This is a genomic window from Shewanella chilikensis (assembly GCF_037953065.1).
Classification (GTDB): domain Bacteria; phylum Pseudomonadota; class Gammaproteobacteria; order Enterobacterales; family Shewanellaceae; genus Shewanella; species Shewanella chilikensis.
In genome coordinates this window covers 1,014,730-1,029,340 of record NZ_CP149966.1, presented here as the reverse complement: position 1 = coordinate 1,029,340, position 14,611 = coordinate 1,014,730, and the positions used below count along the sequence as shown (strand labels likewise).

The window sequence follows — 14,611 nt, the reverse complement described above, 5'->3', positions numbered from 1 at the left end:
CCCGATTGTCAGATGGATCTATATACCTAACACTAGCGCCATCGCCCCCTTCCTGGAACATAGCCATAGACAATTCATCCCTGTCGAGATTGGGCTGAGTTTTAAAGCCAGCGTTTTATGGAAACCGTTTCGCCTTTCCCCGGCAACAGACAATGCATCGCGAAAATGTAGCAGTATTTGGATCAGTTATTTAGGGTCTCTGTGACGCTCTTCAAATGGTCATTACCCGCTCAAATATTCAACAAATAATGGCTATCCTGTATTTTTTTGTATTGATATCTAAAAAACCTACTTTGAATAATCACAACGAATCATCGAAGCAATTAGGGAAGGTGCGAATAAGTCCGAGATGTGAGATCATCGTGTTGTAACCTGAACCCAGAATGAGTAACCGGATGAGCCAGCAACTGACTTTTGCCGACAGTGAGTTTTCCAGTAAACGCCGCCAGACCCGCAAAGAAGTTTTCCTTGGCAGAATGGATGACTTGCTTCCCTGGGACAAATTACTTGGCGTTATCGAGCCTGTGTATCCCAAGGCCGGTAATGGTCGCAGGCCCTATCCGCTGGAAACCATGCTGCGTATTCACTGCATGCAGCAATGGTACAACCTGAGCGATGAGGCCATGGAAGATGCCCTCTATGAAATCGCCTCCATGCGACAATTTGCTCGCCTGTCACTGGATAAAGCCATTCCAGACCGCACTACCATCATGAATTTCCGGCATTTGCTGGAGCAGCATGAACTGGCCCGCAAAATCTTCAGTACCGTTAATCACTGGCTAGCAGAGTGTGGCGTTCTAATGACCCAGGGCACCTTGGTGGATGCCACCATCATTCAAGCCCCCAGCTCTACCAAAAACAAACACAACAGCCGTGATGAAGACATGCACCAGACCAAGAAAGGTAACCAGTGGTACTTCGGCATGAAAGCGCACATTGGCGTGGACGCCAAAAGTGGCCTGACCCACAGTCTGGTGACCACGGCGGCTAACGAGCACGACCTCAATCAGGTTGGCAAGTTACTGCATGGCGATGAAGAATTTATCTCAGCCGATGCTGGTTATCAGGGGGCCGAAAAGCGCGATGAGCTCAGCGATGTCAGCGCAGACTGGCTTATCGCCAAGCGTCCCGGCAAAGTGAATGCATTGAAGCAACACCCGCGCAAGAACAAGCTGGCCATCCGTTACGAATACCTGAAAGCGAGTATCCGAGCGAAGGTTGAGCATCCATTTCGGATAGTAAAATGTCAGTTTGGTTTCGTCAAAGCCAGGTACAAGGGGCTGGCTAAAAACGACAGTCAACTGGCGATGTTATTCACCCTAGCGAACCTGGTTCGAGTTGACCAATTGATACGGGCACAGGCGAGATCTACCTGAAATGAGGAAATTGGCCTGAAACAGGGCCAAAATCAGCCACGAAGAGACGATTTTGGGCTGAAAATTGGAAAATTGAGCCACAGGACGTCGATAAAGGACGGTTTGGGGCGTCATATCGGGAGCTGCGGACCACTTAATCGCAGCTTCCTTAGGACTATAACTAACTTTACGATATTCTTTCGGAGGGGGGGCCAACTCAGGGTAGAGAATCATTTTACTTTTATCAAAATTAACACCTGTTTCATAATAACAAGTTATCCTTTCAAGGATTTCTTTAGGATTTCCATGCATCCCCCAGTACTCATATGAATATAAAATTTCTTTATGCAATACAGGATCTAAAAGAGGTATCAAAACATTCTTATTGTTTGGATTGTAAACTGGATCATGTTTAACCAGAGAAAGCCCAGGCATCTTTGTTGTCGCTCTAAGCTCTTCACTAAATCTAAGTGCTATTAAACATCTAGGTCTAGTGTTCACCTTTACAACGGATGTTACGTTGGATTTAAATAACTTCAACAGGCGGTGAGAGGCGACCACAATTGTAAAAAGTATCTCTCTCTCATTTAAGTCCTCCCCGTACCAATCATCAACATCTTTCAAATTATCAAAAAAATCCATACAATGGTCATCCCTTAGTTGAGCCAGTATATATCCATACCCCGGCACCTCAACTGAAAAAACCGAATCAACTGTCAAATCTTTCTTTTTAATTACCATGAGAATTAGTTCCTTTGGGACATTTATTCAACTTCATAGCATTATACTCGTCAGCTTTATTTAAATAATCACTTCGTCTTGGGTTCTTCTCACCTACAGGATTTTGCTTATTAGATGTACCATCCAAGCCACCTAATTCCTCAAATTTTCGTTGTTCCAATCCTCGTGCAGTATATTTGCCTTTAACCCCTTCTCCATGATAAATTGGGTCGGGTTTTATATCAAATGCTTCATAATTTTGGCTATAACGATAATTCAATACATCCTGAGCACTGTGGCCAAAACCAGGCTTACTCGCATAGCCAACATATGGCTTTCCATCTTTCCATCCCAAATAAGTGATGTGCGTTGCTTTAGCTGGATCACCCGCCAACCCTAGCGGATCCACCCATTCGAGCGGGTTGTGCACATAGGCCTGTGGCCGCGAGCCCCCTGCCAGCCCTATCGGATCTGGACTCAGGTATTGGCAAATCTCCGGATCGTAATATCTGTGCCGGTTGTAATAGAGCCCGGTTTCCCTATCATAAATCTGTCCCTGATAGCGCAGGTCACAGTGTAGAGGCTCATTGGCGGCTTGTTCAAGATACTTTTTCGGGGTTCCGCTGAGCCGCCATTGATGGAAGTCTTGCCATAAACCCTGTTCGCCACGCCAGTGTATTTGTCCTTGTGGATCGCACAACTCCCTGACATTGCCCGCTAAGTCAGTCACCGCATAATGCAATTCGGGCCTGCCGGGGTCATCAGGTGTATCCAGTTGCCTTATCTGTGCCAATGGCCTGAAACTGCCGGGCTCATATAGCCACTGGGTAGTTGCCACACTGCCATCGGCATAATAACTTTGCTGCTGGCTGAGTTGATCACCCAACCACTGGTAGCGGATATCGCCTTGACTGATTTGTTGAGTGAGTGATTGCGCTGATGCTGATCCGCACCGCTAATACAGGACACGCTACTAAGCAACACTCTTTAGTTCGTAGTTTTCTGGACTGATATAGCCCAGAGCACTGTGCCTTCTTGTTCGATTGTAATCAACCTCGATGTATTCAAACACAGCCCGACGCATTGTTTCTCGATTCATGATTGGCTCGTATTGCACCGCTTCAACCTTCAACGAGTGGAAGAAGCTTTCGGCGCAAGCATTATCCCAACAATTCCCTTTACGGCTCATGCTTATCTTCAAACCATGCGCCAAAGCTAGGTTTCGATAAGCGTGTGAGCAGTACTGGCTGCCTCTATCGCTGTGAACGATGACTCCTGTGGGCATGCCGCGACGAAACAGTGCCATACGGAGCGCATTACAGGTTAAGTCAGCTGTCATTCGGGGGCTCATCGCCCACCCTACGACAGCGCGTGAGTAAAGGTCGATGATAACGGCCAAGTACAGCCAGCCCTCGCTGGTCATTAGGTAGGTGATGTCGCCCACCCATTTTTCATTGGGCGCCGCAGCGGTAAAGTCTCTCCCAAGCAGGTTTGGCGCCACAGGAAGGCGATGGTCGCTGTTAGTCGTCACTTTGAATTTGCGGGCTGCTTTGGGCACGAGCTGTTGCCGTCTCATGCTATCAGCAATGGTTTTTACATTGGCTCTCTCGCCGTCATCTGCCAGTTCGGCCTGAATGCGTCGGGCACCATCGCGCTGTTTGCTGGCGTCAAATGCGGCCTTGATTTTCCTATCCCTGTCATCACGTTTCAGTTGTCGTTTACCAAGCTCGGAGCTGGCGTTACGCCATGCATAATACCCACTACGCGAGACCTTGAGCACAACAGTCATACGCTTTACCGAGAAGCGATGCTGGTGCTCAAGCATGAATGCAAACCGGTTCACTTTTGATTCTTCGCGAAGTAGGTAGCCGCCTTTTTTAGAATGGCGAGGTCCTCTGCTTGCTCTGCGAGCTGGCGTTTGAGTCGCGCCACTTCGGCCGTGAGCTCAGCTTCGCGCTGACTGGTGTTCGTATTCTTCTCTGCGGCATTACGCCAGTTGTAGAGTTGGGAGTCGTATATACCCAGCTCTTTAGCGGCGGCGCTTACCCCTTTGATTTTTGCTAGCTTAAGGGCTTCAGCTTTGTACTCAGATGTATAGGTTTGTCGTTTGGTCTTTGATGTCATTGTTCACCTCGTTAAACGATTTTACTCGCTTAGCGTGGTGTCCAAAACTATCGGGGCGGATCATGCTGGCTGCGTTGCTGGTTGCTGCCGGTATTTACGACAGCGGCGCCAAAGACATCGTATTCATAATGCCAGATATCCCCATTGGGCAGACTGACACGAATGAGGCGGTCTTCTTCATCCCAATGATAGAAGCGAGTCTGGGCCCTGAAACCATCGCGTTTCAGGGTTTTCTCGACCATACGGCCATTGGCATCGTAGCGGAAAACATTGTCTCCCTGACGCACTACCCGCCCGGCTTGCTAAAAGATATGGCTGTCCTGTCTTTTCGTGTCTTTTCTCTCTTGGAAGCTGATGGAGCGGGTTAAGTACTTTATGGACCATGCTTCACCATTCTCTGGTGACGGGCATGGTCTCATGAAAGTGGAGCACAACTAGGATCACTTATTTAGCGCTTTTCGATATTGTGGCTTAATCCATCCCGCTTGAACGCCAGTTGCTCTCCCAACTTATTGCGTTGGGATACCAGTTGGTTGTCCTGCCATTCGGGAAAACATCAAAAAGTTTGACTATCCTGTCTTTATTGGCTGTCTTTATTTAATTACTTATTATAGATCTCATCAAACCTACACAGAATCAAATCAACAGCTTTGTTACCACTATTTAATACCTTTCTGTAATTATTGATTTCGCTCTTATCTAGCACCCTCACAAAAACATCACCTTTGTAGAGATTCCCACCAATATTATGCGTTATATATTCATCTAGATTATTGACATTAGAAAAACCAACTAAACGCCAATTCCCATTAAAAACATTGTCGATGCTAGCATATATTGTAACTATCTTACCCACAGGCAAGTCGATTTCGAGAGCTCTATTTCTCTCAACATCAGAATCATCATAAGATGTTGAAAGTACTATAAATCCGATACAATTATTGATAACGTTAGATATCCAAACCACCTGACACAACGCTAGTTTTCCATTACCATAAGGAACAGCCATTAAACTGCCAATTCTTAAATTATCCATCATCCACCTAACTTGTTCAATGTTTCTTCAAAAATCAACTTTGCATGATTTCCACCTCCCCCTGCAACATCATAGACCCCAGCATTTGGACTCCCTGGTAGTGAGCGTGGTCTCATGAAAATGGAGCACAATTAGGAACGATCATTTAGCAAAAGCAAATGCGAATAATAAAAACTATGAACTTAAGTCATATAGATCTTTTGCTTCTTCATCCATATCTAAGCTGCCGAGTGCTCCAAGATCTAAACTGTAAATTTTGTTATCGTTATCTTTTAAATAAACAAAGTATCCAAGATCACCATCTTGACCTATTAAAAAGTAATCAGATTCTATCTTTTGTATATTGTATGTTTCATTCCTTTCAGAGACATCTTTATAATTGAAAATATAAACAAAATCACCATTCCCCCTTTCAATTTCATAAAAATCTTTGTCCATCACCTCTTCAGACAAAAATTCTTTATACTTACCTGGCAATTTAATACCGTGTTTTTTTTCTATAAGCTTTATCTCATTCAAAATACTATTCTTATCCATTACCATTAATCCTTTTCACAAAATTATAGCACATCAAATATCAAAGAACGGATTACCATTGTTACTTCCTCTGAGTCCATCAAAGTGCTTATATGAATCATTAAGCGCTTTTCGAGCCTGATTTTCAGGAACCCCGGCATTAAGCATTTCCCTATAGCTAATATTAAACTCCTGTTTCAATGTTGTATCCCAACCACCAGATAAAGCTCGTCGAGTTCGTTGAGCTGAACTAATTCCAGCATGAGGGCTTCCTGACGATGATTGCAATAATGTAGCTGGCGCGGAGTTTCTTTGATATCCGTTTATTCTTCTTTTTGCCCAAGCATCCTGAATAGGATGATGGCTTTGAACAAAGCCATCAGCTCTAGTGTTTGTATGTCCAGAAGCGCGATTTACTCCAGGAGACAAATTACCATGAGGATCTACATCGCCAGTTTTATAACCATTTGGTGAATTACATGCGGATAACCCTAGCGGATCCACCCATTCGAGCGGGTTGTGCACATAGGCCTGTGGTCGCGTGCCCCCTGCCAGCCCTATCGGATCTGGACTCAGGTATTGGCAAATCTCCGGATCGTAATATCTGTGCCGGTTGTAATAGAGCCCGGTTTCCCTATCATAAATCTGTCCCTGATAGCGCAGGTCACAGTGTAGAGGCTCATTGGCGGCTTGTTCAAGATACTTTTTCGGGGTTCCGCTGAGCCGCCATTGATGGAAGTCCTGCCATAAGCCCTGTTCGCCACGCCAGTGTATTTGTCCTTGTGGATCGCACAGTTCCCTAACATTGCCCGCTAAGTCAGTCACCGCATAATGCAGTTCGGGCCTGCCGGGGTCATTGGGTGTATCCAGCTGCCTTATCTGTGCCAACGGCCTGAAACTGCCGGGCTCATATAGCCACTGGGTAGTTGCCACACTGCCATCGGCATAATAACTTTGCTGCTGGCTGAGTTGATCACCCAACCACTGGTAGCGGATATCGCCTTGGCTGATTTGTTGAGTGAGTGATTGCGCTGATGTTGGCTGCGTTGCTGGTTGCTGCCGGTATTTACGACAGCGGCGGCCAAAGACATCGTATTCATAATGCCAAATATCCCCATTGGGCAGACTGACACGAATGAGGCGGTCTTCTTCATCCCAATGATAGAAGCGAGTCTGAGCCCTGAAACCATCACGTTTCAGGGGTTTCTCGACCATACGGCCATTGGCATCGTAGCGGAAAACATTGTCTCCCTGACGCACTACCCGCCCGGCTTGCTAAAAGATATGGCTGTCCTGTACTTCTCCTTTGCTTAATTAAATTTCCCGTGTTTTACCACCATATTCTCGACTCCACCAAAGTCATCATCCTTTAAATATTTACTGCCTGAACAACAACCTCTAGAATCAACAATGGTAAATCGATAAAAGACCTCTTCCACTTCTACAATTTCGAAGTATAACGTATAGTTTCCATCCTCAATTTCAACATCTACGACAAAAGACTCAAAAGCTGATGATATTTTTAACGGCATGGACTTATTATAAAGAAAATTAGTCTGAACACACCTTACACAATCGTCATCAATATCAAAGTTATCAGCAACACGTAAATATACATTAGCTCCAAAACTCCCCTCCAATATGGAGTCAAAAACGACGAAACCATCATGAATTATACAACCTTGAGCCAAGTTGCCTTTACCCCAATCACAAAGCCCATCTGAAAAAGGTCTATTCTCTAACCGTACTTGGTTATGGGAAATCAACAGGTCGAAACTATATTCTTTGATCATAACTAATTAACCCTAAAAAGAACTTTTGTTCCATCTGGCAAGTCGGATAATGCATGACAGATGCTCGAACCAGCCCCCCGATTGTCAGATGGATCTATATACCTAACACTAGCGCCATCGCCCCCTTCCTGGAACATAGCCATAGGCCATTCATCCCTGTCGAGATTTGGCTGAGTTTTAAAGCCTTTAAGACTTTTTGCTCTGTTGGATTTGGCATGAGACCTATCTATCGTAACTATATATGGATGACCATTACTGATCGCATCTCGAATATGGCCAGCGGTCTGCGGATAGACTGTACTATCGACATCCAATTCATAATCACACGTTAAACCGTGACACTGGCCATAATCGACTGATATTTAATAATTATATTTTTAAAACCTTGCTTTTATACTCACAAACATACTCACTTTGGTTGCGACTAATATCTGATATTAATCTCCATCAAACATTGGCAGCTTATCTATTTATTATCAATAAATTAATAAACATACCATTTTTGACAGCATTAGTGATACTGATCTTCCTCGAGGCCAATACCAAGCGCTTGATAATGTTTTCCTGCATATTCAACCGGCGGCGTCTAACTCAGCAAAACGATCGACAATAGTAATCTAAATTTTTATTTCCATCTCCCAAAAAACCATTTTTACCATATACTTTAACTAAATAGTTAATCTCTTTAATTACGTTTTCAATCATCTTTCACACTTCCCACTTAAATTAATTATGGCCTGAAAAACAATTAGTCGACCACTTGTTGAGTTTTGTGTATTTCCTCTGTGACCCTGCAAGCTATCAAGTCGGTCACCGCATAATACAACACTCTAAATCTAGAAGACGCGGGTCGTTAACATGGACAATACCTCGTGAGCCGTTTCTGTATTACAAATAATTTAATCAACACACCGACGCGCCACCTCAAAAATAGTAGTTCTTTAAAAAATCACCTATTAAAAAAGCTCTTCGGATGACCATACTCAATTTTTTCAAATCTAATTTTTAAGTTATTTTTTTTACACCGTTCAACAAAATCATCACTGACAACAAAATTCGAGTAGTACTTCTCATCTCTAGCAATAAAAAAACTCTCCAAAGGCTCTCTATAAGCAACAACAGAAAGCATACGGTCACCATTTGTCAGAATTTTATACTTAGATTTTTCTTCATCTACAAATTTAGCTTTTGCATTTACCAATCCAATACTAAATTTATAAACCCCATCCACACCCACATTTAAAAAAGACAGGCAATCTAACTCCCTCAACACATCAACAGCTCTCTTTGAAAAGATTGGGAATGGTACAACACAACTAAGGAAATCAGAGCAATCTATCAAATTGTTAAAATTGTCAACTTGGGAACTACCATTAATATTCAAAAAGTTTTCAGTTTCCGAACGCTCATCACCTAAAAAAACATCCCACAATTTAGAATTCAACTCAGCTCCAAAATCAACAACTATATTCTCGCTCGCCGCCTGCGGCTTAATTTTGTAAATATTCATAACTAACCCTTCGGACATTTATTGTTCAATGCATAACGCGTCTCGTGTTGAAAGTCGAGCAACTCCTTATTTACTCGCTCTTTATCCCATCCTTCTACCCTAGCACTTTCCTCTAATCGATCTAGGCGCTCTTTGATATAAGCATTATATTCCGCATGAGGTTTTCCATCTAACTGAAAATGATGATGTGTCATCTTCGTCGGATGAATTCCATCAGCAACAGGTAAATACACCATATTCGTAGCGCCATTAATATTAAGATCTGACCTATTAAAGAAAGGATGAGCTCGATGTTCATAAGAAACAATATGATGTCTCTCATACCCTTGTTTAGTAGCCATCCACGAAGGGAATCGTTCCAACCCTAGCGGATCCACCCATTCGAGCGGGTTGTGCACATAGGCCTGTGGCCGCGTGCCCCCTGCCAGCCCTATCGGATCTGGACTCAGATACTGGCAAATCTCCGGATCGTAATATCTGTGCCGGTTGTAATAAAGCCCTGTTTCCCTATCATAAATCTGTCCCTGATAGCGCAGGTCACAGTGTAGAGGCTCATTGGCGGCTTGTTCAAGATACTTTTTCGGGGTTCCGCTGAGCCGCCATTGATGGAAGTCCTGCCATAAACCCTGTTCGCCACGCCAGTGTATTTGTCCTTGTGGATCGCACAACTCCCTGACATTGCCCACTAAGTCAGTCACCGCATAATGTAATTCGGGCCTGCCGGGGTCATTGGGTGTATCCAGTTGCCTTATCTGTGCCAACGGCCTGAAACTGCCGGGCTCATATAGCCACTGGGTAGTTGCCACACTGCCATCGGCATAATAACTTTGCTGCTGGCTGAGTTGATCACCCAACCACAGGTAGCGGATATCGCCTTGGCTGATTTGTTGAGTGAGTGATTGCGCTGATGTTGGCTGCGTTGCTGGTTGCTGCCGGTATTTACGACAGCGGCGGCCAAAGACATCGTAGCGGAAAACATTGTCTCCCTGACGCACTACCCGCCCGGTTTGCTAAAGATATGGCTGTCCTGTCTTTTCTACGTGTAATTTGTAGCTTTTAGTTTTTCTGAAAGCACCAGATTTCACAGAGAGAAAGCAAAATTTCGTATTTTGTACAAAGTAGAATCCCGCCCTGATTGCGGTATTCAATGAATTACGCAAGGCAGCCTAATTTAGCGAGTGGTGCACTTCGGAGTTGAATTCGCGATTACTTTATCTCTATTATCTGGTGTGTATTCTAAAAACCAAGGTTTTAAAACTATGTTAGAAACAAACCGCAGGTCATTTTCATTATTAACATTCTTTTTATTAATCAATAAGTAGCCTTATCGCTAACAACTTCTTCATCGAGTGCAGAAAGAAAACTTGTTAAAATGGAAATTTCATTTCGATTATGGCACATAAATCGAAGTGAATTCTCCCTTGGAGCTAACCAACTACAGTCGCTTTAAATATTTATTAAAAATCATCACTAATTAAATCAAGAGCTAGCTTAGCTGCATCTTGGATATCTTCATCTTCTGAATTCAACGAAGTTTCCAAACCTTTTTTTAATCTGTCGTCAGGAAACACACCTGACACTTGTGTTACCCAATATCTTACACCATCAGGTACTGAAGAATCCTCTAATACTTTTTTTATTTCACAAACAACATCATCCTGATTACACTTATAAAAAAAGTCCTCAACCAACTGATACACACCCCAACCGTCCCCCTTACCATAAGAGTTAAGAAATAGTGATATAGCCTCTTTTTCAGGTGTAGCAATAAAAAACTTTCTTACCTCATCATACCTATCAATCAGTTCCTGCGTTAACTCGTTATCGTCAGGCATAGGCTGATGCTCATGTAAAAATGCAAAAGCTTCCGATCTATTCATCTTATTGTCCTACTGTTTTCCAAAGTTCTTTATTTTGCTTAATCAACTCAGATAGCTGTCTATTAATAACACGTCTATCATATCCAGCATTGCCGAGTATTTTTCTCAAATCAACAATATCTCTTGCTAAATATTCTCTATCGGTCAATCCTTTAACTAATGGTTTTTTATATGTCCATGTTAGTTCATGAAGTTCTTTGCGCATATTTATTGTTATTCCTCTGCCATGTGTTGTTGGGCTAACAGCATTCTGAATAGCATGATGCGGAGTGTGCGTTGGATTAAGACCACTTTTAATATTTGCTCCCCGAACTTGATTATAAGTACCAACATATAAATCTTCACCAGGTTTAGCTAGCTCACACCCAGCCAACCCTAGCGGATCCACCCATTCGAGCGGGTTGTGCACATAGGCCTGTGGCCGCGTGCCCCCTGCCAGCCCTATCGGATCTGGACTCAGGTATTGGCAAGTCTCCGGATCGTAGTATCTGTGCCGGTTGTAATAGAGCCCTGTTTCCCTATCATAAATCTGTCCCTGATAGCGCAGGTCACAGTGTAGAGGCTCATTGGCGGCTTGTTCAAGATACTTTTTCGGGGTTCCGCTGAGCCGCCATTGATGGAAGTCCTGCCATAAACCCTGTTCGCCACGCCAGTGTATTTGTCCTTGTGGATCGCACAACTCCCTAACATTGCCCACTAAGTCAGTCACCGCATAATGTAATTCGGGCCTGCCGGGGTCATTGGGTGTATCCAGTTGCCTTATCTGTGCCAACGGCCTGAAACTGCCGGGCTCATATAGCCACTGGGTAGTTGCCACACTGCCATCGGCATAATAACTTTGCTGCTGGCTGAGTTGATCACCCAACCACAGGTAGCGGATATCGCCTTGGCTGATTTGTTGAGTGAGTGATTGCGCTGATGTTGGCTGCGGTGCTGGTTGCTGCCGGTATTTACGACAGCGGCGGCCAAAGACATCGTATTCATAATGCCAGATATCCCCATTGGGCAGACTGACACGAATGAGGCGATCTTCTTCATCCCAATGATAGAAGCTAGTCTGAGCCCTGAAACCATCACGTTTCAGGGTTTTCTCGACCATACGGCCATTGGCATCGTAGCGGAAAACATTGTCTCCCTGACGCACTACCCGCCTGGCTTGCTAAAAGATATGGCTGTCCTGTATTTTTATTCCCCAGTTCTGGCGTAAAAATCTGGTTGTAAAATCAAGAATATCAGACACCGAATATACGCCTGTACCACGCTACGCCAATCTTGATGATATCTGCATCACCAAGGTCTACCGGAAAATACGCAACGACCATACGTTTAGCTACGGCGGAAAACTCTACTTCGTCGACTCCCCGCTTAAACACTCAATCGCAAACCAGAAAATTGAAATTCGTACGGGTAAATATAAGCGGTTTGAAGCTTACTTCGCCGGACGAAAGCTACAGGTAACAGAAGTCACTGAGCCTGAAAAATTGTCCTCGGAAGACAATGAGATCCAGAAGAAGCTTGAGGTATTAGCTTTGGCTGACAGGCTTGGAAATGTGGCTGAAGCATCCCGGCTTAGTGGTGTCTCCCGCGATACGATTTACCGCCATCGTAAACTGATAAAACAAGGTGGAATCGAATCGTTAAAACGACAGGAAACGCCAGATCTTCATCACAAAAATCGTACCGACAGAGCCATTGAGGAAGTCGTCATCGAATTTTCCCTGGCTAACCCACACATGGGACAATCCAAGGTATCACGGCTGCTCAAATCCGAAAGAAACATCGACATACACGCTAGCGGCGTTCGCAACATCTGGCTGAGGGAAAACATGAATACTACTGAATTACGGCTGGCAAAGCTTGCCGAAGCGCGGCAACATTGATAGTGTGATTACGTCAAAATCGCTTGGTACTTATACCGTCAGTATCCCTTGGTAATCACACTAATACATTTTAGTGTACTAAGCCCCTTTCCTATTCAATTCGTTTACTATTCTTCGCTCGATTTGGACTGCAGGCCAAATGATATACTCTTCGACAGACGTCAATTCAGTGTCCTTGAGCGGGTATTCTTGACCACCTTTCCATAGATACCGACTCTCTCTTGGTCCCATCAAAAAACTTATTTCACTGTAGTTTGAATCTTTTTCTTTATCATAGTCAGTCGTCCCAATAAACCTCCACCGTTTTTTCTTTATACCTTCCCCTGCTACGGCAACAGGATCAAAAATTCGAGGTCGGCTAATAATATCTGCCACTTGAGAATCCAATCTAGAGCAAAAATCAAATACTTCCATCAGGATTCCACTTCCGCCTCGGTCTTCTATGATCCTAGCGAAATAAAACTCCATTCCTTCCTTAGAAAAGTCAAAACGTGAAAAATTCTTAATCGCACTAACATCATTCAAAAACAAGGGTATCGAAAAAACATCACCGGAATTTAAAATCATCTTTTATCTCTTTATAACGACATCAAAGAAACCCATCAAAGTCATGGTCTTAAACTCTGGGAAAGATCAATGCAAAAACTAATCCGTCTTAGCAAAGATGTATCGGCTATACATTTACTTCAGCTCTTTAACCAAGGTTAATGCCAACTGACCAACTTAGTGAGTAATAAGCTTGTATTTTATTGACACTCTACCCCTTTTTGCAGGTTAAGAGTGCCCCTCAAATAGATCTCTTCGCTTTTTAAACTAAATATTTGGTCTTTTCATGCTCAATTTACTATCCCTGGCAGAACTTCTCTCAAAAGTTCTAACTCCTTTTTGTTTGCTCTAATCCAAAGTTTTTTCAAGTTTGGCATCGAAGACAAGACCTCTACTGTGTTTTCAGCCTTCATCACACTAGTTTCAATTAGATACAATGCAAAAACATTTTCATTTCTATGCAACGCCTCAATACTAGATAATTGTGGGTTACCACTGAGATCTAAAACTCTTACACTGTCGAGCGTTGAAATGATAGAGCCAAAATCTAACTTTGGGCATTTATTTAAAGAGACGTAACTTAAACCCTGAGTGTTCCCGATAATTTCAGAGAGTTTACTCGCATGGGATATACTTAATGATTCTATTGAATCTGAGCACAAACTTATTGACTCTAATGAACGAACAATGGAGCAGTTTAATGAAATTGCAGCATCTGCTTTTATGTTTTTCACTCTAGAATTGAATATGTTAACATGTTTTACCCCGCTAACCAATTCAGATTCTTCATTTTGCTCTAAATAACCTTTGCGAATAAATGCCCTCATAGCTTTCCAATCATCTTGCAGCCATTCAGAGCTATAAATATAGTCCAATATCGGCAATATGGAGTCGAAGGTAGGTAATGAATTCTCCCACCCCTGCCACTCAGATACACTTTCTGGTGCTGACTTTATATATTGTTTAAAGGATGAAATATCCATAATATCACTTAACTAAAATAGCGATTGTTGAAATCTGGTGGTCCATCACTCCCGGTACATTTTTCCATTTTTCGGGAGAAACAGCTCCAAATCCTGATGATTTATTCAGTAGCGAAATACCATCACTATCAAAGCTGATGCACTGTTAATCACAAAAATCTTACACGTCTAACGTCGTTTTTGCTTCGTTATGGCACATAAATCGGAGTAAATACTACCTTGGAGCTAACCAACCATCGACAATATGTTAGATTCATACGTTTAGAAA

General features: G+C 43.3%; 17 protein-coding genes. 3 read left to right on the top strand and 14 right to left on the bottom strand.

All coding sequences use genetic code 11. The features are described 5' to 3' along the window. The first annotated feature begins 395 nt into the window (after nt 1-395). The gene (locus tag WKR14_RS04795; RefSeq protein WP_000082736.1) at nt 396-1,376 is read left to right on the top strand and encodes an IS5-like element ISEc68 family transposase; all 981 of its coding nucleotides are present in this window, start codon (nt 396-398) and stop codon (nt 1,374-1,376) included. Here the strand turns inward: WKR14_RS04795 and WKR14_RS04790 are convergent. From WKR14_RS04790 to WKR14_RS04780, 3 genes are all read right to left on the bottom strand, one after another. Beyond that, nucleotides 1,320-2,096 carry a hypothetical protein gene (locus WKR14_RS04790; RefSeq protein ID WP_339087461.1) on the bottom strand — a complete coding sequence of 259 codons (777 nt, stop codon included), beginning with the start codon at nt 2,094-2,096 and terminating at the stop codon, nt 1,320-1,322. The genes WKR14_RS04795 and WKR14_RS04790 overlap by 57 nt on opposite strands. Then, nucleotides 2,086-2,961: an RHS repeat-associated core domain-containing protein gene (locus WKR14_RS04785; RefSeq protein ID WP_339087460.1), complete on the bottom strand. Its 876-nt coding sequence runs from the start codon at nt 2,959-2,961 to the stop codon at nt 2,086-2,088. Before WKR14_RS04785 ends, WKR14_RS04790 begins: the two co-directional genes overlap by 11 nt. Before the next feature lie 87 nt (nt 2,962-3,048). Beyond that, nucleotides 3,049-4,199, bottom strand: a protein-coding gene (locus WKR14_RS04780; protein WP_115389451.1) for an IS3 family transposase whose coding sequence is annotated in 2 segments (ribosomal slippage) — nt 3,049-3,956 and nt 3,956-4,199 — 1,152 coding nt in all. Because the reading frame shifts where the segments join, the coding sequence is not laid out codon by codon here. A 62-nt stretch (nt 4,200-4,261) separates the two neighbouring features. Here WKR14_RS04780 and WKR14_RS04775 point away from each other — a divergent pair. Continuing rightward, nucleotides 4,262-4,567 (top strand): hypothetical protein, encoded by a 306-nt coding sequence (locus WKR14_RS04775; RefSeq protein WP_339087459.1) that lies wholly within the window; start codon nt 4,262-4,264, stop codon nt 4,565-4,567. A 233-nt stretch (nt 4,568-4,800) separates the two neighbouring features. Here the strand turns inward: WKR14_RS04775 and WKR14_RS04770 are convergent, their stop codons facing one another. From WKR14_RS04770 to WKR14_RS04735, 9 genes are all read right to left on the bottom strand, one after another. Next, on the bottom strand, nt 4,801-5,238 hold the full coding sequence (locus WKR14_RS04770) for a hypothetical protein (protein WP_339087458.1): 438 nt from the start codon (nt 5,236-5,238) through the stop codon (nt 4,801-4,803). Nucleotides 5,239-5,409: 171 nt separating this feature from the next. Then, a complete protein-coding gene (locus tag WKR14_RS04765) occupies nt 5,410-5,772 on the bottom strand; it encodes an SMI1/KNR4 family protein (protein WP_339087457.1) in 363 nt (120 codons plus the stop codon). A gap of 33 nt (nt 5,773-5,805) precedes the next feature. Continuing rightward, nucleotides 5,806-7,011, bottom strand: coding sequence for an RHS repeat-associated core domain-containing protein (locus WKR14_RS04760; protein ID WP_339087456.1), 1,206 nt, complete (start codon nt 7,009-7,011; stop codon nt 5,806-5,808). A gap of 50 nt (nt 7,012-7,061) precedes the next feature. Next, complete coding sequence (gene comJ, locus WKR14_RS04755) at nt 7,062-7,544, bottom strand: competence protein ComJ (RefSeq protein WP_165564565.1); 483 nt, start codon at nt 7,542-7,544, stop codon at nt 7,062-7,064. A gap of 2 nt (nt 7,545-7,546) precedes the next feature. Continuing rightward, a complete protein-coding gene (locus tag WKR14_RS21365; RefSeq protein ID WP_420884226.1) occupies nt 7,547-7,858 on the bottom strand; it encodes a NucA/NucB deoxyribonuclease domain-containing protein in 312 nt (103 codons plus the stop codon). Between the two features lie 635 nt (nt 7,859-8,493). Next, nucleotides 8,494-9,054: a hypothetical protein gene (locus WKR14_RS04750; RefSeq protein ID WP_339087455.1), complete on the bottom strand. Its 561-nt coding sequence runs from the start codon at nt 9,052-9,054 to the stop codon at nt 8,494-8,496. Between the two features lie 2 nt (nt 9,055-9,056). Then, nucleotides 9,057-10,049, bottom strand: coding sequence for an RHS repeat-associated core domain-containing protein (locus tag WKR14_RS04745; RefSeq protein WP_339087454.1), 993 nt, complete (start codon nt 10,047-10,049; stop codon nt 9,057-9,059). A gap of 462 nt (nt 10,050-10,511) precedes the next feature. After that, on the bottom strand, nt 10,512-10,934 hold the full coding sequence (locus tag WKR14_RS04740; RefSeq protein ID WP_339087452.1) for a hypothetical protein: 423 nt from the start codon (nt 10,932-10,934) through the stop codon (nt 10,512-10,514). Between the two features lies 1 nt (nt 10,935). Further along, nucleotides 10,936-12,078, bottom strand: coding sequence for an RHS repeat-associated core domain-containing protein (locus WKR14_RS04735; protein WP_339087451.1), 1,143 nt, complete (start codon nt 12,076-12,078; stop codon nt 10,936-10,938). A gap of 337 nt (nt 12,079-12,415) precedes the next feature. Here WKR14_RS04735 and WKR14_RS04730 point away from each other — a divergent pair, with 337 nt between their 5' ends. After that, nucleotides 12,416-12,814, top strand: a complete 399-nt coding sequence (locus WKR14_RS04730; protein ID WP_319003754.1) for a helix-turn-helix domain-containing protein — start codon at nt 12,416-12,418, stop codon at nt 12,812-12,814. Between the two features lie 78 nt (nt 12,815-12,892). Here WKR14_RS04730 and WKR14_RS04725 read toward each other — a convergent pair whose 3' ends face one another. After that, nucleotides 12,893-13,381 (bottom strand): Imm26 family immunity protein, encoded by a 489-nt coding sequence (locus WKR14_RS04725; RefSeq protein WP_339087450.1) that lies wholly within the window; start codon nt 13,379-13,381, stop codon nt 12,893-12,895. 269 nt (nt 13,382-13,650) lie between these two features. Further along, entirely contained in the window at nt 13,651-14,343 is a 693-nt protein-coding gene (locus tag WKR14_RS04720) for a hypothetical protein (RefSeq protein WP_339087448.1), read from the bottom strand. Nucleotides 14,344-14,611 lie beyond the last annotated feature (268 nt).